The sequence below is a fragment of the Leifsonia sp. 71-9 genome (assembly GCF_001898805.1).
GTDB lineage: Bacteria > Actinomycetota > Actinomycetes > Actinomycetales > Microbacteriaceae > Leifsonia.
On the sequence record NZ_MKVJ01000003.1, the window covers coordinates 31114 to 54472 of the forward strand.

A 23359-nucleotide genomic window follows, 5' to 3' on the forward strand; every position below is an offset into this window, starting at 1 on the left:
GCTCCGCGCCCTACATGCAGAGCGTGGTGGCCTGGTCGAAGTAGGCCCTGACGGCCGGGGTGAGGTCGCCTCCGGCGCTCGCGGCCGCCGTGTTCACGTCGTTCCACAGCGTGCTGAGGCGCGTCGATTGCTCGGCGGTCAGCTGCGGCGTGCAGCGGCTCGAGACCGCCGACGCGAAGTCGCTCACATCCTGGGGCAGCGTCCCGCCCGCACGCGAGCCGTCGGCGTATCCGCCGGTGCTCCGCAGACCCGAGTCGACCATCGCCCAGAGCTGGGAGAGCGGCGCATCCTGGGCCGAGACCGAGCCCCCGTTCGGCTGGGGCGACTGCGACGGGTCCGGGGCTCTGTTCGTCGTGGTGGGGATGGAGTGGTACTCGGGAGTCTGCGAGGCGCCGTCGGCCGCCGGTTGCGACGTCACCGAGCACCCGGCGAGCGCGACGCCCGCCAGCGCGACGCCGAGCACTGCTGCGAACCGTTTCATCGTTCCCCCATCTCCGTCGACGCGCGGCAGCGCCGGCTTCCCCGAGAGGATTCTCGCGGCACGGACCGCGGATCGCAAGGGTCGGGCCCTTCCGACGATTCAGCATTCGCTGTACTGTCGAGATATGACCCTCACGACACCCGCGGCGACGGTCACGCACACCGCAGCCCTCGCCCGCTTCGGGCACGCCCTCTCCGACCCGACCCGCGTCGGCATCCTGCTGGCCCTGCGCGAAGCGCCCGCCTACCCCTCCGACCTCGCCGAGGCGCTCGGCGTCTCCCGCCAGGTGATGTCCAACCAGCTGGCATGCCTGCGCGGCTGCGGCCTGGTCGAGGCGATGCCCGACGGCCGCCGCACCTGGTACCGCCTCGCCGACGGCCACCTCGCGCCGGCACTCGACGAGCTCCTGCGCGTCGTGCTCTACGTCGAGCCGGGATGCTGCGACGGCGACGAGTGCGGGTGCGCCTGACCCCGCTCGCCGACGTTCACGAAGTGGCGCCCATTCCGTGCGGAATGACCGCAACAACGTGAACTTCGCGAATTTTCGAGAACGGGTGAGACGAATCCCGCGCGGCGGACACTTCTCTAGTAGGAGCGGCTTTCGAGCCGGCCCACCGCGTTCCGGACGGCATTCGGCTCGATCCACCGGGACGCCGCGGGGGGCCACGCGTCTGGACCGGGGGGTTGTCGGACGCGCGGCCCCCGCCTTCACTCCCGCGCGCCGGCGCTGACGGGCTCGGCTTCGGCGGCGGGATCGTCGGCCGACCGCGCGAACGGTGCGCGGAGCGTCGGCCACAGCGTGCGCCACTGGATCGCGAACAGGACGACCGCCAGCGTCGCGTAGACGCCCGAGACGATCCAGCGCGCCTCCGTCCCGGTGAAGACGAAGGTCGCGGCGAAGAGCACGAAGAGCGCCGTCGCCCAGCGCCCGGCGAACCGCAGGCTCAGCAGCATGGCGACGCCGAGCAGGGTCTGCGTCGCGGTGAGCACGAACTCCTCCACCTGACGGCCGTCCATCGGCAGCGCCCAGCCTCCACCGCCCAGCGCGTGCGCGATCGGGAGGGTGCCGACCAGCGCCGTCCACTGGTTCACCTTGCTGGCGAGCAGGATGCCGATGCCCATGGCCGCCTTGCCGCGCATGGCGAAGATGATCGCGATGACGAACTCCGGGGCCTCGGAGGCGAGCGGCGCGAGCCACTGCACGAGCAGGAAGTCGTCGATGCCGGCGGCGCGGCCGCCCTGGATGAGGCTGTGCGCGAACGGCTCGGCCAGCAGCAGGATGACCGCGGCCGAGAGCGCGAAGATCGCGATGACGGTCACGCGGCGGGCGACCGTCGGCAGGCCGCCGATCGCGGCGGGGACGCCCACGAGTTCCGGCTCCTCGCTCTCGCCCTGCGCCACCTTCCACAGGTAGTAGACGAACAGGGCGAGCAGCACGACGCCGAGCAGCACGTGGATCTGACCGGTGAGGGGGATGGTGAGGGTGAGCACCGAGGCGATCATCAGCAGGCCGAGCTCCACCCGGTTGTCGCCGGGCAGGCGCACGGCGAACGGCCGCGGGCTGACATCCGGGTCGACGGGGCGGCGGCGGGAGCGCGCGGCACGGTAGACCAGGAAGGCGACCAGGAGGATGAACGGCCAGCCGAAGCCGAGGAGGAGCCGGTTCGAGCCGGTCATGTTGGCCGCGGCATACTGCGCCTGGCTCGGGTCGCTGCCGGCGGTGAAGGCGAAGTAGAGGTCGATCGCGTACTCCGGCAGGATCGCGATGATGGCGAGCAGGCCGACGGCGAGGCCGCCGGAGATGTCGACCTCGGCCGCCTCGCCCGCCCAGGCCAGCGCGAACGCGGCGGCGACGATGGCGACGCCGAAGATGAGGATGCCGACGACGGGCGCCGGCTCGACGCCGCTGAGGCGCAGGGCCACACCCTGCGCCGCCACCAGGGCGACGATTCCGAGCGGGATCACCAAGCGCCGGGCGCGGCCGGTCGTTCGCGTGTCCATGTACTGCCTTCCGATCGTGACGACCGGGCAGGTACGACGAGAGGAGCCCGGTCACCGTGTGCTGATGACCGAAGGTCTCGCTCGCCCAGAGACTGGGAGGCACGCCGGGCCGCGTCTTCGCGAGCCAGTATGTCGACGTGCCGCGCGCCCGGAATCGGACGCTGAGCTACTCCCCTTCGCCCGTCAAGCCTGGCAGGACGGGCCGTGCCGGGCCGAGCCGGGGAGGCGGATTACCAGCATTTCGCGCGCCCTAACTTCCGCGGTAGGCGAGGGGTCGGAGAATGTCGCGCGAGCCGACGCGGGATGTCAGGCAGGGGTCAGTCGTGCAGGCGCGCACCCTTCGCGACGCGGTCGACCGCGTTGCGCGGGCCGCGGACGGCGATCCCGACGAGGTCGAGCTCGTCGGTGGCGACGCCCGCCACCGCAGCGCGGTTCGCCTCGTCGTGGCCGGTCGAGAACAGCTCGCGGGTGTAGACGGCGGTGGGGACTCCGCGGGACTCCGCCCGGCCGCGCGCGGTGCGCAGCAGCTCGCCGTCGCCGGTCATCACCACGACCGGCTGCCGCAGCATCGGGAGGTACTCGACACCCCCGCCGTCGACGTACGGCTCCCCGACGAGGTCGGGCGCGCTGGTGGCGATCCCGCTCACCAGGAAGGCCGTCACGTTGAGCTCCTGCCAGGGCGCGAGCCCGTCGCGCAGCAGGACGACGATCTTGGTGTCGAATCGGGGGGAGGCGGCGTCTGTCATGGCTCCAGCCTCCCCGCCGGCGCACGGCCGCGTCTTGTACATTCCTTGCATGGTCGACTCGGTCCGCGCCTGGCATCCTCCGGTGCCGTCCGTGCGCGAAGTGCTGCACGCGACCTTCCACCACGCGTATCCCGCGCACACGCACGACGCGTGGACGGTGCTGCTGATCGACTCGGGCGTCGTCGCCTTCGAGCTCGGCCGGGAGGGGCACCGGGCCGCCCCCGGCTCCATCGCCCTCCTGCCGCCGGGCGTCGCGCACGACGGGCAGTCCGCGGTCCGCGACTCCGGCTACCGCAAACGCGTGCTGTACCTGGAGCCGGACTGGCTTCCGCGCGGGATGCCGTCCGTCGCGGTCGACCGGCCCACGATCGGCGCGCGCACCTCCGTCTCCGCCGTGCGCCGCATCCACGGGGCGCTGGGTTCGCCGGGCGACCTCCTCGCGGCCGAGCACTGGGTGCACGCGCTCCGGCACGACCTCCTCGGCCACCTGGGCTCGCCCCTGCGCGACATCCGGGATGCGCCGCTCGCCCGGCGCCTGCGCGAGCTGCTGGACGACCGGCTGACCGAGACGTTCACCCTCGCGGAGGCCGGGGGAGTGCTCGGCGCGAACCCGAGCCATCTGATCCGCGCCTTCTCGCAGGCCTACGGGATCGCCCCGCACCGGTACGTCACCGGGCGCCGCGTCGACCGCGCACGCCGGCTCCTGCTCGACGGCCATTCGGCGGCCGAGTCCGCCGTGCTCGCCGGCTTCCACGACCAGGCGCATCTGACGCGCCACTTCCGGCGCACGCTCGGCACGACCCCTGGCGCGTTCGCGCGGACCGCGGGGCCGGGCGCGGCATAGGCTCGGCTCGTGCCGATCGTCCGCGAGCTCGCCCCGACCCTGCTCGGCGTCGCGGTCCTCGCGCTCCTCGCGACCGGCGTGCTCGCGATCTACCGCGTGCCGCACCGCTGGGCGCCGGTGCTGGCGATTCTCCGCGGCGCGGCCCAGCTCGCGGTGATCAGCGTCGTGCTGTCCGGCGTGATCACGAGCCCGCTCTGGGTGTCGCTCGCGCTGCTGGTCATGTTCGTGGTCGCGGCGGTGACCGCGACCCGGCGGGTGGGCTGGAGCGCCGAGCACGCCGCGATGATGGGCTCGGCCATGGCGATCGGCGTCGGCGTCACCGCGGTCGTGGTCTTCACGACCGGCGCCATCGAGCTGAGCGCCCGCTACGCGCTGGCGATCGGCGGCATCGTGATCGGCAACTCCATGAGCATCGCGACCCTCGCGGGCCGGCGCTTCACCGAGGCCGTCGACGACCACTGGGACGAGGTGGAGGGGTGGCTCGCCCTCGGCGCGACGCCCCGGGAGTCGACCCTCCACCAGGCGCGCACCGCGGTCTACTCGGCCCTCATCCCCTCGGTCGACCAGACCAAGACGACCGGCCTGGTGACGCTGCCGGGCGCCTTCGTCGGCGCGATCTTCGGTGGAGTGTCGCCGCTGGAGGCCGGACGGTTCCAGGTCGTCGTGCTCGCGGCCATCATGTGCGCCGGGGCGATCACCGCGGTCATCGTCGCGGCGTGGCTCGCGCCGGTGAAGGTGCGGCCGGGGGCGCTGCGGTAGGTGCGCCGTCGGGGCGGTGAGTGCGCCGCGCGGCGCGTCAGCCTCCCGTGGACGTCCCGGCCGGGGTGGTGCCCGTCTGGAGCGCCTGGGGGATGAGTTCGCGGATGCGATCGGGCTGGGACGACAGCACCACGACGTCCACGCGTCGGTTCAGGGCGAGGTCCTGATCGGTCGTGCCCGTGGCGTTCGCCATCGGGCGGGCCGAGCCGAAGCTGACGGCGGCGATGCGCTCGGCGGGGAAGGCGTCGGACTCGACGAGGTGGCGCAGCACGCTCGTGGCGCGGCCCGCCGAGAGCTCCCAGTTGGTCGGGTAGGGGGCGCCGGGCTGGCGCACGTCGGCGTGCCCCTCCACCGACACCTGGTACGCCTCGGGACCGATGACGGGACCGATGTCGTCGAGCACGCGCACCGCGGTGCCGCTCAGCTCGGCGTGGTTGGAGTCGAAGAAGGTGGAGCTGCCGACCAGCCCTATCGTGAGGCCGCGGGCGTCGATCTTCATCTGCACCGCATCCTGCAGCCCGTCGCGGGTGAGGGCGGCCTGGATGGCGTCGCGGATGCGCTCGAGGTTCTGCGCCTCCTGCTTGGCGAGCTGGAGGTCGGTGGTGTCGCCCTTCTGGTCCACCTGCGCGGGCGGCACCACGACACCGCTGGCCGTGTCGATCTTCTCCGTCTTCACCTGGCCGAAGCCGGTCGCCAGGGAGTTCTTGAGCGCCTCGAACTTCTTCTGGTCGACCGTCGACATCGCGAACAGCACGATGAACATGCACATGAGCACGGTGACCATGTCCATGTAGGACGCCATCCAGCGCTCTTCGTTCTCGTGCTCCTCCGGCTCCTCCTGCTTGCGCCGGCGACGGGCGGACACGTCAGGCCGCTTCTTCGGCGGGAGCCGTGGCCTTCGCGGCCTTCGCCGCCTTCTCGGTCTTGCCGCTCTTCGCCTCGGCGCCGCCGGGGACCATCGCGCGCAGGCGCTCGCCGAGGAGGCGGGGCTGGCTGCCGGCCTGCACCGCGAGCACGCCCTCCATCAGCAGGTTCATGCGCTCGACGTCGAGCTCCGAGAGGCGGCGCAGCCGGGCGCCGATCGGCAGCCACAGGAAGTTGGCCGACAGGAGGCCCCACAGTGTCGCGACGAAGGCGCTCGCGATCATCGGGCCGAGGTGGCCGGGGTCGTCGAGGTTCTCGAGCACGTGGGTCAGCGACACCACCGTGCCGATGATGCCGATCGTCGGCGCGTAGCCGCCCATGGACGAGAAGAACTTGGCGGCGACGCGGCTCTGCTTCGAGCGGGTCGCGATCTCGTCCTCGAGCAGGATGCGCAGCTCGTCGCCGTCGGTGCCGTCGGCGATGTTCTGCAGCGCCCCCTTCAGGAATGGGTCGGTGACGTTTTCGGCCTCCTGCTCCATCGCGAGCAGGCCGTTGGAGCGGGCGGTCTCGGCCAGTCGCACGACCTCGTCGATCACCTGGTCCGGCGGCTCGATCTTGCCGCGGAACGCGCTGGGCAGCGCCTTCACCGCGATCAGGAAGTCCTTGATCGTGCCGCTGGCGATGCCGACCGCGATCGTCGCGCCGAACACCAGCACCATCGGGGCGGGCAGCAGGAGCGCGGTCAGGTGACCGCCCTCCAGTGTCACCATGGCGACGACGGAGCCGAACGCCAGGACGATGCCGATGATGGTTGCCGGATCCATGGGGGTTCTTCCTCGCTACTTCTTCCGTGCGTGCAGGGGGACGGCCCGCAGGCCCTCCTGCTGCTCGGTGGGGGCTGGAACCGGTCGGGGGCCGGAGGCAGGCAGGTCATGGGCCAGCGCGATCACGCGGGCCCGGTAGGCGGCGATCTTCTCGATCACCTCGGCCATCGATTCCGTGACGATGAACTTGGCACCGTCCACCATCACGAGCGTCGTGTCGGGACTGGCGTGGATGCGCTCGATCAGGTCCGGGTTGACCGCGAACTGGCTGTCGTTCAATCGGGTGACGACGATCATGGGCGCGAATCCTGGTCTCGGCTCCGGGTGAGCCGTCACAGGGGCACTATCGGCGGAGGGGCCGTCTGCGTTAGAGGGCGCACAGGATGCGCACAGGCACTAACGGGCGCCCCCTCCCTGCCGATAGACCCTCTCGTGACCACCCTGCCCGCTCCGTCCGCCCCGCCCGCGTCCGAGGCGCCGGTGTACGACTTCCGGCGGCCGACCACACTGGCGCGGGAGCACTCGCGTGTGCTGGAGCTCGCCTTCGAGACCTTCGCGCGGCAGTGGGCGACGCAGCTGACCGCCAAGGTGCGCGTGCTCAGCCAGGTGACGTGCATGTCGGTGCAGATGCAGACCTACGACGAGTACGCGGCGTCGCTGCCGGCGACGACGGCGATGGTGCTGTGCGAGCTCGACGGGGTGGCGCCGAAGGGCGTGATCCAGTTCCCGACGGTCGCGGCGCTCTCGTGGGTGAACGCGATGCTCGGCGGCTCGGGCGTCCCCGTCCCGAACGAGCGCACGTTCACGCAGATCGAGCACGCGCTGGTGCGACGGCTGATGGACGACGCGCTCGAGGACCTCCGCTACTCGCTGGGGTCGCTGCTCGCGACGCCGATCGCGGTGGACGCCATCCAGTACAACTCCCAGTTCGCCCAGGCGGCGGCGACCGCCGAGCTGATGATCGTCGCGGCGTTCGAGCTGCGCGTGGGCGAGAGCCTCGCCGAGGCGACGGTCGCGCTGCCCGCGATCGTGCTCCTGCCGCAGCTCGGCGAGACCAACCCGACGCACAGCACCGAGAACGCCCGCGAGCTCGTGGATGCGCAGCTCGCCCGGGTTCCCGTCGACGTCTCCCTGCGGCTCACGCCGGCGAACGTGAAGCCGAGCGTCGTGCTCGGCCTGGCGGTCGGCGACCTGCTGCCCCTCCCGCATCCGCACCACCGACCGTTCGATCTCGCCGTCGGGGGACACCCCGTCGCCGGCGCCGCGCTGGGTTCCAGCGGCTCCCGGCTGGCGTGCGTGATCGTGAAGACAGAGGACTGATCCGATGAACATGGCCACCGCAACCGGCGCCGCTCTCTCCCTCGCGCAGGCCCAGACGGCCGCGCAGGCGCTCGCGGGCGTGCTCCCGACCGGCGCGCCGCTGAGCCCGCTGCTCGAGACGGCGGGCGGCTTCGGCGGCCTGACCGGTTCCGCCGTGGTCGCCGGTTTCGTGGGCGCCCTCTCCGCCGACCTCGCGGTCGTGCTGCTCGAGGCGCCGACCCTCGTCGACGATGGAGCCGACGGCTCGCCGGTCGTCGCGCTGCAGGACGTGCTCCGGCCGGCCCTGGAGGCCGCGAGCGACACGCTCGGCGCCGGCGTGCTCGACGACGCCCGCGTGGAGGATGCGCAGGAGCTGTTCGGCGACGCCTCCACCACCGTCTTCGCCCTGCACGGCCCGAACGGCGTGGCCGGCTGGTTCGCGATCCGCGGCCGTGCCCCGCTCGCCGACCGCACGCTCGGCTCCGCGGCGATCTCTGGGAAGCTCGCGCGCATCAGCAACGTCGAGATGGCGCTCACGGTCGAGATCGGCCGCACGCGCATGGCCGTCCGCGACGTGCTCGCGATGGAGCCGGGCGCCGTCATCGAGCTCGACCGCTCCGCCGGGTCGCCCGCCGACGTGCTCCTGAACGGCCGCCTCATCGCCCACGGCGAGATCGTCGTCGTCGACCAGGACTACGCGGTGCGGATCACCAAGATCCTCGACGCCGCCGAAGAGCTCGACTAGGCGCTTCTTCTGGGCGCCTCGTCGAGGCGGGGCGAAGGACGGCGGAAACCGCCGAGAAGGCGCATGGTTCGCCTCCTCGATGGAGGGGTCAGCGGCGCGGGGTCCAGCCGGGAGGCAGCGGGCCGGTGACGTCGGCGCGCTCGCGGTCGGCCGCGAGCGACCAGCCCTGCGCAGCGCCCTCGGCGTCGAAGCTGCCGCGCGCGAGGCGCAGGCCGACGTCCTCGTGCGTCGAGCGCGGCGGACCGCCCCGGCGGGTGGAGGCGCGCACGCTCCACGCGTCGTCGGCGAAGCCGCCGCCCCGGAACACCCGGTAGTCGTCGTAGCGGGCGGGATCGAGCAGGTCCCAGCACCACTCCCACGCGTTGCCGAGCGTGTCGAAGAGACCGTTGAGGTTCGGGAGGCGGCCTCCCACGTCCGCGGGCGCCGAGAGGCCGTCGGCGCTCGTCCACGCGACCTCGGCCAGCGGCCCGTAGTGCGCGCCGGTCGAGCCGGCGCGGCAGGCGAACTCCCACTCGGCCTCGGTGGGGAGGCGGAAGCCGTCGGCATCCACGTGCCACGTCACGTCCTCCCCGTCGAACGAGTACGCGGGGTCGAGCCCCTCCCACTCCGACGCGGCGTTGCAGAACCGCACGGCGCGCAGCCAGCTGACCCCGGTCACCGGGCGGCGCGGATGGGTCGACGGCAGCCCGAGGAGCTCGGCCGCCTGCTCCTCGGTCACCGCGAAGACGCCGATCTCGAACGGCTCCAGCTCGACGCTCCAGCGCTGCTTGCGCCGGGCGTCGTGCAGCGTGACCGTGCCGCCCGCGATCCGCGCCATCTCGATGTCCGTCCCGTTCATCCCGCCAGCCTCCCACGCCCCGCTCCCACATGTCGGCCCTGCGATTTGTGACGAATGTCGGCTTACGGCGCCGCTTTCGCGACATTTGGGCCAAATCTCGGGGTGGGGAGGTGCCTAACGGGTGGGGGAGGCCGGCCGATAGTGCGCTGCGTGACCCTCCGCCGCCCCTCCCTGTCGAACGACGTGCGGGGGTAGGCCGTGGAGACCGTGTTCATCGCTCTGCGCGTGCTCGTCGTGCTCGCCGTCATCGTGCTGGTGCTCTGGTACGTGCAGCGGCGCGTGACGAAGGGTCGCGGCGCCTCCCGGCGCACCAACGCGGTGAACGTCGTGGGGCGCCAGGGCATCGGCCCGAAGGCGTCGGTCGTGGTGGTGGATGTGGACGGCAACCGGTTTGTCCTCGGCGTCACCGAGCGACAGGTCAGCGTGCTGCACACGGGGGAGCGCCCGCACGACGCGGACGTGCGCCCCCTGCGGCCCGTGCGCAAGACGTTCGCCAAGGAGCTCCCGGGTGCGGCGGAGTCCGCGCCCGAGGCGACCGGAACGGGCAGCGCGACAGGCACCACCGGCACAAACAGCTCCACCAGCAGTACAGACTCCAGGCAGGATGCCGACTTCCTCACGGCGCAGGGACGCGCCTCGCTCTTCGACGAGGCACTCAAAGGCTCGATCCTGTCCCCGGCCACATGGCGGCAGGCGAGTTCGGCGGTGCGGCCCAAGAAGTGACGGCCGCCGCCGACGCGCGCGCCCTGCGCCCGCGTCCCGTGCCGGGTGAGGCCGTCCGCCGGGCGTCGCGCCTGCCGCGCATCCTGGTCGCCGTGCTGCTCGTGGCGCTGATCGCCGCCGCCTTCCTGCTGCTGAACGCCGCCACCGCGCACGCCGAGCCGACTCCCGTCCCGACGCCGAACGGACCGAGCGGCCCCGGCGGCACGGGCGGCATCACCGTCGACATCAACGGCCCCAACGGCACTCCGAGCGCCGCCATCCTGACCCTGCTCGGCATCACTGTGCTGTCGGTCGCGCCGGCCCTGCTGCTGATGATGTCGTCGTTCACGAAGATCTTCGTGGTGCTCGCCATCACCCGCAACGCGCTGGCCCTCCCGTCCATCCCGCCGAACCAGGTGCTCGCCGGCCTCGCGCTGTTCCTGAGCCTGTTCATCATGAGCCCGGTGCTGGTCGACATCAACAACCTCGCGGTGCAGCCCTACCTCGCCGGTCACATCGACTTCACGGCGGCGGTGCACGCGGCGGAGGCGCCCCTGCGCGGGTTCATGGCGGCGCACACCCGCGAGGAGGACATCGCGCTGATGACGCGCGCGGCCGGGCGCCCGAACCCCGAGAACGCGGCGTCCGTCCCGCTGCTGACGCTCATCCCGGCGTTCATGATCTCGGAGCTGCGGGCCGCGTTCATCATCGGCTTCGTGATCTTCGTGCCGTTCCTCGTGATCGACATGGTCGTCTCGGCGGCGCTGATGTCGATGGGCATGATGATGCTGCCGCCGGTGATGATCTCGCTGCCGTTCAAGATCCTGCTGTTCGTGCTGGTCGACGGCTGGGGCCTCATCGTCACGAGCCTGATCACGAGCTACCGGGGCGGCTGATGAACGCCAACGCCGTCCTCGACATCGCCATGCAGGGCCTCCTGGTCACGGCGAAGCTCGCCGCGCCCATCGTGGTGACGGCGCTCGTCGTGGGCTTCGCGATCTCGCTGATCCAGTCGATCACGCAGATCCAGGAGGTCACGCTCTCGTTCGTGCCGAAGGCCGCGGCGGTCGCCATCGCCCTGCTCGTGTGCGGCCAGTGGATGATCGCGGAGCTGATCAGCTTCACGAACATGCTCTTCGAGAAGATCCCGTCCCTCCTCGGCGGTGGCTGATGTTCATCCCCATCGACCTGGCGTCGATCGAGGCGGTGGCGCTGGCCTCGCTGCGGATGGTCGCCTTCCTGGTGATCGCCCCGCCGTTCTCGTACAACGGCTTCCCGGCGCAGGTGAAGGGGATGCTGGCGATCGGTCTCGCGATCGCGGTGGCCCCGCGCGTGGGCGCCGGCTACCAGTCCGGTGACACCGGCGCCTTCCTGCTCGACATGGTGCGGGAGCTGGCCGTCGGCGCAACGCTGGGCTTCCTGGTGTTCCTGGTGTTCTCGGCGATCCAGTCGGCAGGCAGCTTCATCGACCTGTTCGGCGGCTTCCAGCTGGCGCAGGCGTTCGATCCGCAGGCGATGATCAACGGCGCGCAGTTCACCCGCCTGTTCCAGCTGACCGCGCTGGCCCTGCTGTTCGCCACCGGCGGCTACCAGCTGATCATCGGCGGCCTGGTGCGCACGTTCGACGCGATCCCGCTCGCGGGCGGCTTCGACCTGGCCGACCCGGCGAAGGAGATGGTCACCGGGGTGACCCAGATGTTCCTCGCGGCGCTGCAGATCGCGGGGCCGCTGATCGTGGTGTTGTTCCTCGCCGACGTGGGCCTCGGCCTCCTGACCCGCGTGGCGCCCGCGCTCAACGCGTTCGCGCTCGGCTTCCCGCTGAAGATCATGCTGACCGTCGTGCTGTCGGGCATCGTCGTCGTCGCCCTGCCGGGCGTCGTCTCCGGGCTGACCGACACCGCGGTCAAGACGATCCTGGGGGTGACGCGGTGAGCGACGCCCAGGAACGCACCGAGCAGGCGACCGAGAAGCGGATGAAGGAGGCCCGCGAGAAGGGCCGCCTCGGCAAGTCCAACGACCTCACCGCGTGGGTGGGGGTCGGCGCCGCCGCCGTCATGCTGCCGTTCACCATCCAGCTCGGCACGAACGCCGCGGTCGACCAGATGTACACGGTGCGCTCGGTGATCGAGTCGCCCGACCCGGCGAAGGCGGTCGCCGCGCTCGGGGCCGGGCTCGCCAGCATCCTGCCCACCATCGGGGCGCTGCTCGCCGTCGGTGCGATCGCGATCATCGGCGCGGCCGCGGCGCAGGGCGGCGTGCACCTCAAGAAGCTCGAGGGCAAGTACGAGCAGTTCAACATCGTCACCGGCATCGGCCGGGTGTTCGGGATGCGCGCCCTCTGGGAGGGGGCGAAGACCCTCCTCAAGTCCGCCGTCGTCGGCATCGGCCTCTACCTCGTCGTGCAGGGCCTCATGCCCGTGCTGCTGATGGCGGGCAGCCTGTCGCTGTCGTCGCTGCTGGAGGCGGCGCAGGCGGGCGCGGCGGGCCTCCTCCAGGCGGCGATCGGCGCGGGCCTCGTGCTCGCCGCGCTCGACGTGCTCGTCGTCATGCGCCGCAACCGCAAGCAGACGCGCATGACCAAGCGCGAGGTGCGCGACGAGAACAAGAACTCGGACGGCGACCCGCTGATCCGGTCGCAGCGCCGTGCGCGGCAGCTGGCGATGAGCCGCAACCGGATGATCTCGGCGATCGGGAGCTCGGACGTCGTGCTCGTGAACCCGACCCACATCGCCATCGCGATCAAGTACGAGCCCGGCAAGTCCGCGCCGCGCGTCGTCGCGAAGGGCGCCGGCGTCATCGCGCAGCGCATCCGCGAGAAGGCGGAGGAGGAGCGCGTGCCGATCGTCAAGGACATCCCCCTCGCCCGGGCCCTCCACGCCGGCTGCAAGCTCGGCGACGAGATCCCGGTCGAGCTCTACAACTCGGTGGCGCGCGTGCTCGCGTTCGTCATGTCGCTGAAGTCCCGCGGCGCCGCCACCGGCATCCACACGATGACCCCCACCCCGCTAGGAGGGCTCACATGAAGTCGAGCAACGGACTCGGTGCCAAGGTCGCCGTGCCGATCGGCGTCGTCGGCATCATCATGCTGCTGGTGGTCCCCGTGCCCGCCTGGCTGCTGGACACCCTGATCATCGTGAACATCATGCTCGCGCTGGTCATCCTGCTGACCACGATGTTCGCGAAGAAGCCGCTCGACTTCTCCGTCTTCCCGTCGCTGCTGCTCGTCGCGACACTGTTCCGGCTCGGCCTCAACGTCGCCTCCACCCGCCTCGTGCTGGGCGATGGATTCGCCGGGCAGGTCATCCAGGCGTTCGGTCACGTGGCCGTGGGCGGGTCGATCATCATCGGTGCGGTCGTGTTCCTCATCCTCGTCGTCATCCAGTTCATCGTGGTGACGAAGGGTGCCGAGCGCGTCGCCGAGGTGGGCGCGCGCTTCACCCTCGACGCCATGCCGGGCAAGCAGATGGCGATCGACGCCGACCTCAACGCCGGGCTGATCACCGAGGAGCAGGCCAGGCAGCGCCGCGCGGAGGTCTCGGCCGAGGCCGACTTCTACGGCGCGATGGACGGTGCGAGCAAGTTCGTCAAGGGCGACGCGATCGCGGGCATCCTGATCATCATCATCAACGTGGTCGGCGGCATCGCGATCGGCATGATCCAGCGCGGGATGGAGATCGGCGACGCCGTCAACACCTACACGCTGCTGACCATCGGCGACGGCCTCGTCACGCAGATCCCGGCGCTGCTCATGGCCGTCTCGACCGGCATGATCGTGACCCGGTCCAACGCCGAGAGCGACATCGGCACGACCGCGAGCGGGCAGCTCAGCCAGTCGCGCAACGCGCTGACGATCGCGGGATGCGCGGCGATCGTGATGGCGCTCATCCCGGGCATGCCGCCCATCCCGTTCGTGCTCGTCGGCGCGTTCCTCATCCTCGCCGCCCAGCGCATCAAGACCCGACAGGCGGAGCAGAAGAAGGTGGAGGCGGCCAAGAAGGCGGTGGCCACCGCCGGCACGGGCGAGACCACGGACGACCTCATGGACCAGATGCGCGTCCACGCGCTCGAGATCACCCTCGCGCCCGACCTGGTCGACATCGTCAGCGGCGCCTCAGACGACCTGCTCGCCCGCGTGCGGGCGCTGCGCCGCAAGATCGCCCTCGAGCTGGGCGTGATCGTGCCGCCGGTGCGCACGCGCGACTCGGCCGAACTGCCGCCCTCCACCTACGTCATCAAGATCGCCGGGGTGGAGGCGGGGCGCGGCCAGGCGCCGTCCGGCCGGGTGCTCGCGCTCGGCGACGCGCTCGACTCCCTCCCGGGCACGCCGACCATCGAGCCGGTGTTCGGCCTCCCGGCCAAGTGGATCCCGAGCGAGATGCGGCACAGCGCCGAGCTCGGCGGCGCGACCGTGATCGATCGCGTCTCGGTGCTCATCACCCACCTGTCGTCGATCATCACGGCCAACGCCGGGCGCCTGCTCACCCGGGAGGACGTGCGCCAGCTCACTGAGGGCGTAAAGCAGGTCAACCCGGCGGCGGTGGAGGAGCTCGTCCCGGGCCTGCTGTCGCTCGCCGAGGTGCAGCGCGTGCTGCAGGGGCTGCTGGCCGAGCAGGTGCCGATCAACGACCTCCCGCGCATCCTGGAGGCGCTCGCGCTGCGAGCGAAGGTCTCCAACGATCCGGAGGGCCTGATCGAGGCCGCCCGCTCGGCGCTCGGGCCCGCGGTCGTCGCCCCGCACCTCGACGGCGACGTGCTGCGCGTCATCATGATCGACCCCGGCCTGGAGCAGTCGATGCTCGAGGGGCTGCGGCCGTCGGAGCTCGGCACGCAGATCGTGCTCGATCCGGCCCGGCTGGAGGCCGTGATGTCCTCGCTGAAGCAGACCGCCGGCCAGCTCGACGACCTGGGCGTCTCGGCGGTGCTCGTGTGCGCGCCGGCCCTGCGGCCCGCCATCCGCCGGCTCGTCGCCGGCCAGCTCAGCGGGCTGCCCGTGCTGTCGTACCAGGAGGTCACCGCCGTGCAGGCCAACATCGAGACCGTCGGGGTGGTGAGAGGTGCCGAGTCGATCGCGGCCTGAGTGGCTCGGACCCGAGACGGACGACATCACACCCGCCGTCTCGACCTCGTCGCACGCGTTCCAGGCGATCCTCGACGACCTCGTGCGGACGCTGGATGCGCCGGTGGGGCCTCCCGCCGCCGCTGCGGGAGCCCTGTCGGCCGACGACGCCCATTCGTTGACGGCGCCTGCCTCGTCAGCGTCCGCCTCGCCGTCGGCTGACGACACGGCGCTCGCCGGACCTCCCCCCGCCCGCCTGCAGGGCAGGGGCGACCTCACGATCGTCGTCGGGTTCGGCGGCGACGCCAGGGAGGCCGCCCGCATCCTGGCCGAGGGGGCGGACGCCGCCGTGCATCCCGTCTCCGACCGCCGCGCCGCCCTGGCCGCCCGCGCCGAGGGCGTGCGTCGCGGCTGCGCGATCGTCGCGCCCGTCGAATTGGATGCGGTGGATGCGGTGGCCGCGCTCGCCGCGGACCTCGCCTCCATCGCCCCCGACCAGGTCTGGGTCGCGGTCGACGTCTCCCGCCGCCTCGACGACACGCGCCGCTGGGTCGGCGAGGTGGACGCCGTCCTCGCCGTCGACGGCATCGCCGCCACCGGCGCCCGCCGCACCGCGGGCCCGCACGGCCTCGCCGCGCTCGCCCGCCCCGTCCTCTGGCTGGACGCACCGCCCGCCTGACGCGCCCCACACGCTCGCGAGGTGTGACTAGTTGCGGGTATTCGGGCCCCGATACCCGCAACAACTCACCCCTCGGCGGCCGGTCCCCGGCTAGGCTGAAACAATGCTGGTATTGACGCGGAAGCCGGGTGAGCGGGTGCTCATCGGCGACGACATCGTCGTGACGATCCTCGACGCGCGCGGCGACGGCATCCGGATCGGGATCGACGCCCCGCGGGGCATCCGCATCCAGCGCGACGAGGTCGTCAAGGCCGTCACCGAGGCCAACCAGGAGGCCACCGAGCAGGCCGCCGGCACCGCCGACCCCGAAGCCCTCATCAAGAAGTCACTCGGCCTCTGACGCTTCGCCGTCACCCGCCCAACCCCCTGAGCAGACGCAACACGCCCTCCTCCGCGCCGTTTCAGGGCGGAAAAGGGCGTGTCGTGACGTCTCAGCGCCGACGGGCAGGGGCGCGGGGAGGGTCGCCGTTACGCGATTCCTCCGCCGTCGACGACGAGGGCGGAGCCCGTGACGTACGACGACTCGTCGCTCGCGAGCCACACCACGGCGGCCGCGATCTCGGTCGGCTCGCCCATGCGGCCCAGCGGGCGGTCGGCGGCGTCGGCGAGGAAGGCTCCCGCCTCCTGGCCGAGCTGGCGGGCCTCGTCGCGCAGCATCCCGGTGTTCACGTCGCCCGGGTTGACGGAGTTGACGCGGATGCCCTGGGGGCCGTGGTCGATCGCGAGGGCGCGGGTCATGTTGACGACGGCGCCCTTGGAGGCGCAGTACGAGATGGCCTGGCCGCCGCCCTTGAGCCCCCAGCCGCTGCCGGTGTTGATGATGGAGCCCTTGCCCGAGGCAGCCATGACCGGGACGACGTGCTTGCACATGAGGAAGATGCCGCGCACGTTGACGCCGAAGACGCGATCCCACTCCTCGACGGTGGTCTCGACGGCGGTGGTGCGGCGGATGATGCCCGCGTTGTTGAAGGCGATGTCGAGGCCGCCGAACGCGTCGACGGCGGTGGCGACGGCGCGTTCGACGTCGGGCTCGGCCGAGACGTCGGCCGCGATGGCGAGGGCCTCGCCGCCCGCGGCGCGGATCTCGGCGGCGACGGCCTCCGCGGCCTCCTGCTGCAGGTCGACGACCGCGACGCGGGCGCCTTCGGCGGCGAGGGCGAGGGAGGTGGCGCGGCCGATGCCACCCGCTCCTCCGGTGACGATGGCGGACTTGCCGGCTAGACGCATTCGGGATCTCCTTCGATGGGGGCCGCGGTGGCGGCACTGACAGGGTAGATGCTCGCCGTGGCGGGCCCGGTGACCACCGTGAGGTGGCCGGCCAGCCGTGCGTCGAGCGCGGGGTCGCCGGTGTCGACCAGCAGGGGCCGGCCGGCGAGGTCGATGAGTTTCTGCTCGGTGGCGACCACGAGCAGGGGATGCGGCCCGAGCGCCGCGACGACGCGCGGCGAGAGCTGCTGGTTGCCGCGGCCGAGCACGAAGCCCTGGCCGCCGATGACGGTGACGACGGCCTGCGCGGGGCGCCCGGCGACGGCGGCGAGAGCCTGGTCGGCGGTGATGTCGCGGGCGACGAGGCGCCCGTCTTCGACGACGTCGACGCCGAGCGGGGTGGTGTGGAGGCCGAGCACGCGGCCGAGCGCGGCGGTCGTGCCGCCGGGGCCGAGCAGGTAGCGCACGCCGGGGAGCATGCGCGCGGCGGCGCCGGTCGCGGCGCGGTGCACGGCTTCCCGCTCGCTCGCGGGGGTGGCGGCCTTGCGCGCCTGCGTGCGGCCGGGGGCGGACGGGACGGGCACGAGCGCGAACAGCCGCGGGTCCGGGCGGCCGGCGCGCATGAGCTCCTCGTCGAGGTCGAGCACCTCGGCCTCGACCGTCGGCAGCGCGCCGTCGGTCCAGGAGGCCGCGAGCGCGCCGGCGGCGGCCGGGCCGACCGCGAAGCACCCCGAGTACATCTTCACGCCGGCCGGGATGCCGAGCACCGGGACGCCCGACGGGAGGCCGCGCGCGACATCCCGGGCCGTGCCGTCGCCGCCCGCGAAGAGCACGAGCGTCGCCCCCGCGCCGTGCAGGGCGGACGCGGCGCGTGCCGTGTCATCCGGCGAGGTGGAGGTGGAGGTGGAGGTGGAGGCGGAGGCGGAGGCGCTGTACACGACCCGCGGGACCAGCCCCGCCTCCCGCACCGCGTCCTCGCCCATCGCGCCCGCCGCCGTGAGCACTTCGGCTCCGGCATGCGCGGCCGCGAGCACACGCAGCGCCTCCACGGCCCGCGACGACGCCCGCGGGCGGCCGCCGCGACGCAGCGCCTCCCGCTGCACCGCGGCGCCATCGCTTCCGGCCAGACCCGCGGGCCCGCCGATCCCCGCGAGCGGGTTCACGACGAGCCCGACGCTCATGCGGCGGCGCCCTCCGAGACGGGAGCCTCAACGGAGGCCGGGTCGGCAGCCGCGCCCGCACCGGCACCCGCACCGAAGTACTTCCGCTGGTACGCGCGCCACGTGACCGCCCACCGCTCCGGGTCGTCCAGGTCGTCGTGGTGGGTGTGGTGCACCGTCTGGTTGTGCGGGGCGGTGCGCACGACGTCGGGCGTCTCGCGCGCCTCCCGCGCCACCTCGGCGAGCACCGCCGCGTACTCGTCCAGCTCGGCCATCGAGTACGACTCGGTCGGCTCGAGGGTGAACGGCTGCGGCACCACGTACGGGTGGTGGCTGGTCCAGTAGTGCATGCCGAAGTCGGCGGCGCGGATGCCGATCTCCTCCGAGCTGATCCCGGTCTCCTCGAACAGCTCCTGCCAGGAATAGCGCACCTGTTCGATGCGGCGGCGGCCTGTGGCGTAGGGGGCGCTGGCGCCGGGGATCTCCAGGATGCGCTTCATCAGGTAGTTGTTGTTGAGCACCGCGGTCTCGGCGACCGCGCGCAGCCCGGGGGCGCCGAGCGCGCGGATCCACGCGTAGGTGCGCACGATGTTCGGGATGACGCCGTAGAAGGGCGCGACGGACCCGATCGACTGCGGCCGGTCGTCGTCGAGCACGTACCGGTCGCCGACCTTCTCGACCACCGGTCCGGGCAGGAACGGCACCAGCGCCTCCGACACCGCGTTCGCGCCCGAGCCCGGTCCGCCGCAGCCGTGCGGGGTGCCGAACGTCTTGTGCAGGTTGAAGTGGCACACGTCGAAGCCGGCGTCGCGGGCGCGGGTGATGCCGAGGATGCCGTTGGCGTTCGCCTGGTCGTACGACGCGAGCGCGCCGACCGAGTGCGCCAGGTCGACCCACTCGCGGATGCGCGGGTTGTAGATGCCCGTGTCCTCGGGGTTGGTGACCATGATGGCGGCCGTGCGGGGCGAGATGGCCGCGCGCAGGGCCTCCACGTCGGGGTAGCCGTCCGCGTCGGGGAAGATCGTGATGACCTTGTAGCCCGCCATCTTCGCCGCGGCCGCGTTGGAGGGGTGGGAGAAGATCGTGGTGATCACCTCGTCCCGCTGCTCGCCCTCGCCGCGGGAGGCGTGGTACGCGCGGATCATGGAGATGTTGGCCCAGATCGCCTCGGAGCCGCCGCTGGTCTGCAGCGAGACGCGGCTCATCCCGGAGATCTCGGCCAGCATCCGCTCGGTGCGCCAAACGATCTCGAGCACGCCCTGCGCCGTCTCCGTGTCCTGGAGGGGGTGGAGGTCGGTCAGGTCGGGGGTGCGGATGATCGCCTCGTTGACCTTCGGCGCGTACTTCATCGTGCACGTGCCCTGACCCACGTCGACGTTGAGGTCGGCGCCGAGGTTCTCCTGGCTGAGCCGCAGGTAGTGTTTGAGCACGCGCATCTGGCCGATCTCGGGCAGCGCGGGCGCGGCGGGGCGGCGGAGGGAGGCGGGGAGCGCCGCGACCACGTCGCCGACGGCCTCCTGCACCCCGGCCTCCACGCGGGACGGGACGACGCCGCGCTCGCCGGGGGCGTGCAGCTCGAAGACGATCGGCTCGTCCCAGCGCGCCTGGTGGAACCGGCGCAAGGCGGGCTTGGGGGCGATGGGCAGGCTCATCGGTGCGTCTCCTCGAGGGCGGTGCGGACGGCCTCGGTCAGGTCGTCGATGTCGGTCCGGGTGTTCTGCTCCGTCACGCAGACGAGCAGGCGGGTGTCGTCGAGCGCGAGTCCGGGCTCGAAGCCGCGGGCGCGCAGGGCGGCGACGAGCGCCGGTGCGGTGAGGGAGGCGTCGTTCAGGTCGAGCACGAACTCGCGCAGGTGCACGGCTCCGTCCGCATCCCGCACGCCGGGCAGCGCGGTCAGCGCGCGGCGGGCGTACGCCGTGCGGGCGAGGAGGGTCTCGCCCAGCTCGGCCATGCCCTGCGGTCCCATCAGCGAGAGGTACACACCGGCGGCGATGCCCCAGAGTGCGGCGGCTGTGCCGACCCACTCCTTCCCCTCCTCGCGCAGCGCGAACGAGGTGCGGTCGTACGCGACGTCGCCGAAGCCGTACTCGCCGGGCACGTCGGTGGAGGCCAGGCCGAACAGGCGCGACGGCATCTCCATCACCAGGCGCGGGTCGTCGGCGACGGCGATGAAGCCGGCGTGCGCTCCGCCGTACCAGGGGTGCAGGCCGAGCGACTGGATGTCGCCGTGCAGGATGTCGGCGCCCGCGTCGGCGGGGGAGGCCAGCACGCCGAGCCCGATCGGGTCGGTGCCCGCGACGAGCAGGGCTCCCGCGGCGTGCGCGGCGTCGGCCAGCTCGGCGATCGCGGTCTCGAGTGCGCCGTGGAAGCTGGGGGTCTCGATCCACACGGCCGCGGTGTCCGGGCCGATGAGCGCGCTCGCGGCGGCCACGTCGGCGACGCCGTCCACGGTCGGCACGACGACGAGGTCGGCGATCGGACGCACGTAGTCGCGCACCTTGCTGAGCTTGTCGGGGTGGGCGTCGCTGACGAGCAGGATGCCGCGGCGGCCGGTGATGCGGGTCGCCATGGCCAGGGCGGTCGCGGCGGCCTGGTAACCGTCGTAGGTGGGCACGTTCACGACATCGGTGTTCAGCAGCTCGCCCATCAGCGACTGGTACTCGAACAGCGCCTGGAAGCGGCCGTGATCCTCGTACGGCTCGCCCGCGTAGGCGGTCAGGAACTCGCTGCGGTTGATCACCTCGTCGACGACGGCCGGCACCGCGTGGTTGTACGTGCCGGCGCCGAGGAACAGACGGCCCGGCTCGACCGCGCGGTTGCGGCGCAGCAGCCCGCTCACGTGGCGGGCCAGATCCTGCTCCGCGATCAGCGGCTCCGGGAGGTCGAGGTCGCGGCCGAGCCGCAGGTCGGCCGGGACGTCCGCGTAGAACTCGTCGACGCTCGCCGCTCCGACGGCGTCGAGCATCGCCTGACGCGACGCGGGCGCCGTGTTCGGCACGTACGGATGGACGAAGGGGTGGGTCATGCTGGCCTCTCAGTGTTCGCAGGGCGGTTCGCGGGATGCGCGACCACGGCGACGCCGAACGCGTCGAGCGGCAGTCCGGCCCCGGCGTACACGCCGGTGAGCAGGTCGGTGCCGCCCGGGATGCGCGGCGCGGTCCGCGCCTCCCGGCCGTGGTTGAGCACGAAGGTGTAGTCGGTGGTCCCGTCGGTGCGGGTGACGATCTCGAGCGCGGTGTCGGGCTCGCGGGTGGCGACGTCGGCGGCCGCGAAGACCGCGGAGAGCACGGCGCGCATCCCCTGTTCGTCGAGGCCGGCGGCGAGGTACCAGGCGGCACCGGTGCCGTGCGTGCGGCGGGTGAGCGCGGGGAGGCCGGCCAGGTCGCCGTCGGCGAAGCGCGCGAGCACCTCGGTGCCGTCGGCCGGCTCGATCCACTCGCCCCACACGCGGGTCGAGTGCACGCGGCCGCCGAGCTCGACGGTGCGCTGGCCGCCGTCGGGCAGCGGCCACCACTCGTCCACCTCGACGCCCAGGAGGTCGCGCAGCGGGCCGGGCGCGCCGCCCTCGTGCACCTGCTCGCGGTGGTCGACGACGCCGGAGAACGGTCCGACGACGAGCTGACCGCCGGCCGCGACGAACGCGCTCAGCGCCTCCGCCTGCTCCGCCGTGGCCGCGTAGAGATTGGGGACGAGCAGCACTCGGTGGTCGCCGAACGGGCCTGCGGCGCGGGCGACATCCACCGGCTGCCCCAGGGCGAAGGCGGCCGCGTGCCAGGCGCGCGCCTCCGTCAGCCAGTCCAGGCGCTGCGACGGCATCGACTCGGTCTGCGTGACGCCCCACCAGGAGTCCCAATCGGCCACGAGCGCGACCTCGGCACGAACGCGGGTGCCGCGCACCGGCTCCAGCAGCCGCAGCTCGGCGCCGAGCGCCTTCGTCTCGCGGAAGGTGCGGCTGCGCTCGCCGCGGTGGCCGAGCATCGCCGAGTGGAACTTCTCCGGGCCGAACTTCGCCTGCCGCCACTGGAAGAACATCACGCCGTCCGACCCGTGCGCGACGGCCTGCAGGCTGCCGAGCCGCATCTGGCCGGGCGCCTTGGGCACGTTGACGTCGCGCCAGCTGACCGCGCTCGGCGCCTGCTCCAGGAGCAGCCAGGGGCGGCCCTCCTTGAGACTGCGCATCAGCCCGTAGTTGAGCGCGGCGCCGACGTGGGCGCGGGGGTCGGCAGGGTCCGGGTACGCGTCGTCGGTCACGAAGTCCTCGGCGTCCGCGAAGCGCCAGTAGTCCAGCTCGCGGAAGAGGCTCATGAAGTTGGTGGTGACGGCGATCTCGGGCGTGACCTCCCGCAGCACGTCGACCTCGGACTGGAACAGCTCCAGGAGGGCGTCCGACGAGAACCGCTCGAAGTCCACGACCTCGGCCGGGTTGATCGGGCCGGTGGCCGTGCGCGGCGGCTCGATCTGGTCGAAGCTCAGGTAGTTCTGACCCCAGCAGCTCGTGCCCCAGGCCTCGTTGAGCCCCGCGATACTGCCGTAGCGGGCCTCCAGCCAACGGCGGAAGTGCCGCGCCGACTCCGGGCACCAGCACCGCGCCACGTGGTCGCCGTACTCGTTCGAGACGTGCCAGAGCGCGAGCGCGGGATGCTCGCCGTACCGCTCCGCGAGGGCGCGCGTCAGCCGCAGCGCCGCCTCCCGGAACACCGGCGAGCTCGGGCAGTACGACTGCCGCGAGCCGAACTCGAGGCGCACGCCGTCGGAGTTCCAGGGCAGCACCTCGGGATGCTCGCGCACCAGCCAGGCCGGTGGTGTGGCGGTCGCCGTGGCGAGGTCGATCTTGATCCCGTGCTGCCAGAGCAGGTCGATCACGCGGTCGAGGCCCGCGAAGTCCCAGACGCCCGGCTCCGGCTCCAGCAGCGGCCAGGAGAAGACCGGGAGGGTGACCAGGTTGACCCCGGCCTCCACCATCAGGCGGGCGTCCTCGGCCCAGACCTCTTCCGGCCACTGGTCGGGGTTGTAGTCGCCGCCGTAGGCGAGCGCGTCGAGCCGGATGCTCCGGGGCGCGGGGATCGTCATCGGTCTCCTTCAACGGTGTCGTGCGGTTCGTGCGGGGGTCCAGCCGACGTGACGAGCCTTGTGCCGCCATCGTGTCGACTGTATT

General features: G+C 72.3%; 25 protein-coding genes. 13 read left to right on the forward strand and 12 right to left on the reverse strand.

Annotated elements, in window-relative coordinates:
- Positions 1-10: 10 nt before the first annotated feature.
- Positions 11-481 carry a hypothetical protein gene (locus BGO91_RS02830; protein WP_290471357.1) on the reverse strand — a complete coding sequence of 157 codons (471 nt, stop codon included), beginning with the start codon at positions 479-481 and terminating at the stop codon, positions 11-13.
- A gap of 124 nt (positions 482-605) precedes the next feature.
- Here BGO91_RS02830 and BGO91_RS02835 point away from each other — a divergent pair, with 124 nt between their 5' ends.
- Entirely contained in the window at positions 606-950 is a 345-nt protein-coding gene (locus BGO91_RS02835; RefSeq protein WP_290471358.1) for a metalloregulator ArsR/SmtB family transcription factor, read from the forward strand.
- Between the two features lie 239 nt (positions 951-1189).
- Here the strand turns inward: BGO91_RS02835 and BGO91_RS02840 are convergent, their stop codons facing one another.
- Complete coding sequence (locus tag BGO91_RS02840; protein ID WP_290471359.1) at positions 1190-2482, reverse strand: sodium:proton exchanger; 1293 nt, start codon at positions 2480-2482, stop codon at positions 1190-1192.
- Between the two features lie 317 nt (positions 2483-2799).
- Positions 2800-3228, reverse strand: a complete 429-nt coding sequence (locus BGO91_RS02845; RefSeq protein WP_290471360.1) for a DUF2000 domain-containing protein — start codon at positions 3226-3228, stop codon at positions 2800-2802.
- A gap of 49 nt (positions 3229-3277) precedes the next feature.
- Between BGO91_RS02845 and BGO91_RS02850 the strand changes: the two genes are divergently transcribed.
- A complete protein-coding gene (locus tag BGO91_RS02850; RefSeq protein ID WP_290471361.1) occupies positions 3278-4072 on the forward strand; it encodes an AraC family transcriptional regulator in 795 nt (264 codons plus the stop codon).
- 9 nt (positions 4073-4081) lie between these two features.
- A complete protein-coding gene (locus BGO91_RS02855) occupies positions 4082-4831 on the forward strand; it encodes an ABC transporter permease (RefSeq protein ID WP_290471362.1) in 750 nt (249 codons plus the stop codon).
- Positions 4832-4868: 37 nt separating this feature from the next.
- Here the strand turns inward: BGO91_RS02855 and BGO91_RS02860 are convergent, their stop codons facing one another.
- The 3 genes from BGO91_RS02860 to BGO91_RS02870 are packed head-to-tail and all read right to left on the reverse strand — an operon-like array spanning position 4869 to position 6816.
- Entirely contained in the window at positions 4869-5696 is an 828-nt protein-coding gene (locus tag BGO91_RS02860) for a flagellar motor protein MotB (RefSeq protein ID WP_290471363.1), read from the reverse strand.
- A 1-nt stretch (position 5697) separates the two neighbouring features.
- Positions 5698-6519 (reverse strand): MotA/TolQ/ExbB proton channel family protein, encoded by an 822-nt coding sequence (locus BGO91_RS02865; RefSeq protein WP_290471364.1) that lies wholly within the window; start codon positions 6517-6519, stop codon positions 5698-5700.
- Between the two features lie 15 nt (positions 6520-6534).
- Positions 6535-6816, reverse strand: a complete 282-nt coding sequence (locus BGO91_RS02870) for a flagellar FlbD family protein (protein WP_290471365.1) — start codon at positions 6814-6816, stop codon at positions 6535-6537.
- 135 nt (positions 6817-6951) lie between these two features.
- Between BGO91_RS02870 and BGO91_RS02875 the strand changes: the two genes are divergently transcribed.
- Both BGO91_RS02875 and fliN read left to right on the forward strand, forming a co-directional pair.
- A complete protein-coding gene (locus BGO91_RS02875; RefSeq protein WP_290471366.1) occupies positions 6952-7839 on the forward strand; it encodes a flagellar motor switch protein FliM in 888 nt (295 codons plus the stop codon).
- 4 nt (positions 7840-7843) lie between these two features.
- Entirely contained in the window at positions 7844-8563 is a 720-nt protein-coding gene (gene fliN, locus BGO91_RS02880; RefSeq protein WP_290471367.1) for a flagellar motor switch protein FliN, read from the forward strand.
- 88 nt (positions 8564-8651) lie between these two features.
- Here the strand turns inward: fliN and BGO91_RS02885 are convergent, their stop codons facing one another.
- A complete protein-coding gene (locus BGO91_RS02885) occupies positions 8652-9401 on the reverse strand; it encodes an SUMF1/EgtB/PvdO family nonheme iron enzyme (RefSeq protein WP_290471368.1) in 750 nt (249 codons plus the stop codon).
- A gap of 198 nt (positions 9402-9599) precedes the next feature.
- Between BGO91_RS02885 and fliO the strand changes: the two genes are divergently transcribed.
- From fliO to BGO91_RS02925, 8 genes are all read left to right on the forward strand, one after another.
- Positions 9600-10124 (forward strand): flagellar biosynthetic protein FliO, encoded by a 525-nt coding sequence (fliO, locus tag BGO91_RS02890; protein ID WP_290471369.1) that lies wholly within the window; start codon positions 9600-9602, stop codon positions 10122-10124.
- Positions 10085-10999 carry a flagellar type III secretion system pore protein FliP gene (gene fliP, locus BGO91_RS02895; RefSeq protein ID WP_290471370.1) on the forward strand — a complete coding sequence of 305 codons (915 nt, stop codon included), beginning with the start codon at positions 10085-10087 and terminating at the stop codon, positions 10997-10999. Before fliO ends, fliP begins: the two co-directional genes overlap by 40 nt.
- Positions 10999-11274 carry a flagellar biosynthetic protein FliQ gene (locus BGO91_RS02900; protein WP_021758882.1) on the forward strand — a complete coding sequence of 92 codons (276 nt, stop codon included), beginning with the start codon at positions 10999-11001 and terminating at the stop codon, positions 11272-11274. Before fliP ends, BGO91_RS02900 begins: the two co-directional genes overlap by 1 nt.
- Entirely contained in the window at positions 11274-12035 is a 762-nt protein-coding gene (locus BGO91_RS02905) for a flagellar biosynthetic protein FliR (protein ID WP_290471371.1), read from the forward strand. The genes BGO91_RS02900 and BGO91_RS02905 overlap by 1 nt, the downstream gene beginning before the upstream one ends.
- Positions 12032-13126 carry an EscU/YscU/HrcU family type III secretion system export apparatus switch protein gene (locus BGO91_RS02910; protein WP_290471372.1) on the forward strand — a complete coding sequence of 365 codons (1095 nt, stop codon included), beginning with the start codon at positions 12032-12034 and terminating at the stop codon, positions 13124-13126. The genes BGO91_RS02905 and BGO91_RS02910 overlap by 4 nt, the downstream gene beginning before the upstream one ends.
- Positions 13123-15180: a flagellar biosynthesis protein FlhA gene (flhA, locus tag BGO91_RS02915; protein ID WP_290471373.1), complete on the forward strand. Its 2058-nt coding sequence runs from the start codon at positions 13123-13125 to the stop codon at positions 15178-15180. Before BGO91_RS02910 ends, flhA begins: the two co-directional genes overlap by 4 nt.
- Positions 15158-15838, forward strand: a complete 681-nt coding sequence (locus BGO91_RS02920) for a hypothetical protein (protein ID WP_290471374.1) — start codon at positions 15158-15160, stop codon at positions 15836-15838. Before flhA ends, BGO91_RS02920 begins: the two co-directional genes overlap by 23 nt.
- Positions 15839-15941: 103 nt before the next feature.
- Positions 15942-16178 (forward strand): carbon storage regulator, encoded by a 237-nt coding sequence (locus tag BGO91_RS02925; protein WP_021763348.1) that lies wholly within the window; start codon positions 15942-15944, stop codon positions 16176-16178.
- A 128-nt stretch (positions 16179-16306) separates the two neighbouring features.
- Here BGO91_RS02925 and BGO91_RS02930 read toward each other — a convergent pair whose 3' ends face one another.
- Genes BGO91_RS02930 through BGO91_RS02950 form a run of 5 tightly spaced genes read right to left on the reverse strand, consistent with a single transcriptional unit; the run spans position 16307 to position 23274 of the window.
- A complete protein-coding gene (locus tag BGO91_RS02930; RefSeq protein WP_290471375.1) occupies positions 16307-17065 on the reverse strand; it encodes an SDR family NAD(P)-dependent oxidoreductase in 759 nt (252 codons plus the stop codon).
- Positions 17056-18225, reverse strand: a complete 1170-nt coding sequence (locus BGO91_RS02935; protein WP_290471376.1) for an NAD(+)/NADH kinase — start codon at positions 18223-18225, stop codon at positions 17056-17058. The genes BGO91_RS02930 and BGO91_RS02935 overlap by 10 nt, the downstream gene beginning before the upstream one ends.
- Positions 18222-19856 carry an aminomethyl-transferring glycine dehydrogenase subunit GcvPB gene (gcvPB, locus tag BGO91_RS02940; RefSeq protein WP_290471377.1) on the reverse strand — a complete coding sequence of 545 codons (1635 nt, stop codon included), beginning with the start codon at positions 19854-19856 and terminating at the stop codon, positions 18222-18224. The genes BGO91_RS02935 and gcvPB overlap by 4 nt, the downstream gene beginning before the upstream one ends.
- Positions 19853-21229, reverse strand: a complete 1377-nt coding sequence (gene gcvPA / locus BGO91_RS02945; protein WP_290471378.1) for an aminomethyl-transferring glycine dehydrogenase subunit GcvPA — start codon at positions 21227-21229, stop codon at positions 19853-19855. Before gcvPA ends, gcvPB begins: the two co-directional genes overlap by 4 nt.
- Positions 21226-23274: a beta-galactosidase gene (locus tag BGO91_RS02950; protein ID WP_290471379.1), complete on the reverse strand. Its 2049-nt coding sequence runs from the start codon at positions 23272-23274 to the stop codon at positions 21226-21228. The genes gcvPA and BGO91_RS02950 overlap by 4 nt, the downstream gene beginning before the upstream one ends.
- Positions 23275-23359: the final 85 nt, after the last annotated feature.

Bases quoted from the DNA above. Each gene is read 5' to 3' on its own strand.
- BGO91_RS02830 (WP_290471357.1), bottom strand. From the start codon at position 481: ATGAAACGGTTCGCAGCAGTGCTCGGCGTCGCGCTGGCGGGCGTCGCG.
- BGO91_RS02835 (WP_290471358.1), top strand. From the start codon at position 606: ATGACCCTCACGACACCCGCGGCGACGGTCACGCACACCGCAGCCCTC.
- BGO91_RS02840 (WP_290471359.1), bottom strand. From the start codon at position 2,482: ATGGACACGCGAACGACCGGCCGCGCCCGGCGCTTGGTGATCCCGCTC.
- BGO91_RS02845 (WP_290471360.1), bottom strand. From the start codon at position 3,228: ATGACAGACGCCGCCTCCCCCCGATTCGACACCAAGATCGTCGTCCTG.
- BGO91_RS02850 (WP_290471361.1), top strand. From the start codon at position 3,278: ATGGTCGACTCGGTCCGCGCCTGGCATCCTCCGGTGCCGTCCGTGCGC.
- BGO91_RS02865 (WP_290471364.1), bottom strand. From the start codon at position 6,519: ATGGATCCGGCAACCATCATCGGCATCGTCCTGGCGTTCGGCTCCGTC.
- BGO91_RS02870 (WP_290471365.1), bottom strand. From the start codon at position 6,816: ATGATCGTCGTCACCCGATTGAACGACAGCCAGTTCGCGGTCAACCCG.
- fliN (WP_290471367.1), top strand. From the start codon at position 7,844: ATGAACATGGCCACCGCAACCGGCGCCGCTCTCTCCCTCGCGCAGGCC.
- BGO91_RS02885 (WP_290471368.1), bottom strand. From the start codon at position 9,401: ATGAACGGGACGGACATCGAGATGGCGCGGATCGCGGGCGGCACGGTC.
- fliP (WP_290471370.1), top strand. From the start codon at position 10,085: ATGGCGGCAGGCGAGTTCGGCGGTGCGGCCCAAGAAGTGACGGCCGCC.
- BGO91_RS02900 (WP_021758882.1), top strand. From the start codon at position 10,999: ATGAACGCCAACGCCGTCCTCGACATCGCCATGCAGGGCCTCCTGGTC.
- BGO91_RS02905 (WP_290471371.1), top strand. From the start codon at position 11,274: ATGTTCATCCCCATCGACCTGGCGTCGATCGAGGCGGTGGCGCTGGCC.
- flhA (WP_290471373.1), top strand. From the start codon at position 13,123: ATGAAGTCGAGCAACGGACTCGGTGCCAAGGTCGCCGTGCCGATCGGC.
- BGO91_RS02925 (WP_021763348.1), top strand. From the start codon at position 15,942: ATGCTGGTATTGACGCGGAAGCCGGGTGAGCGGGTGCTCATCGGCGAC.
- BGO91_RS02930 (WP_290471375.1), bottom strand. From the start codon at position 17,065: ATGCGTCTAGCCGGCAAGTCCGCCATCGTCACCGGAGGAGCGGGTGGC.
- BGO91_RS02935 (WP_290471376.1), bottom strand. From the start codon at position 18,225: ATGAGCGTCGGGCTCGTCGTGAACCCGCTCGCGGGGATCGGCGGGCCC.
- gcvPB (WP_290471377.1), bottom strand. From the start codon at position 19,856: ATGAGCCTGCCCATCGCCCCCAAGCCCGCCTTGCGCCGGTTCCACCAG.
- gcvPA (WP_290471378.1), bottom strand. From the start codon at position 21,229: ATGACCCACCCCTTCGTCCATCCGTACGTGCCGAACACGGCGCCCGCG.
- BGO91_RS02950 (WP_290471379.1), bottom strand. From the start codon at position 23,274: ATGACGATCCCCGCGCCCCGGAGCATCCGGCTCGACGCGCTCGCCTAC.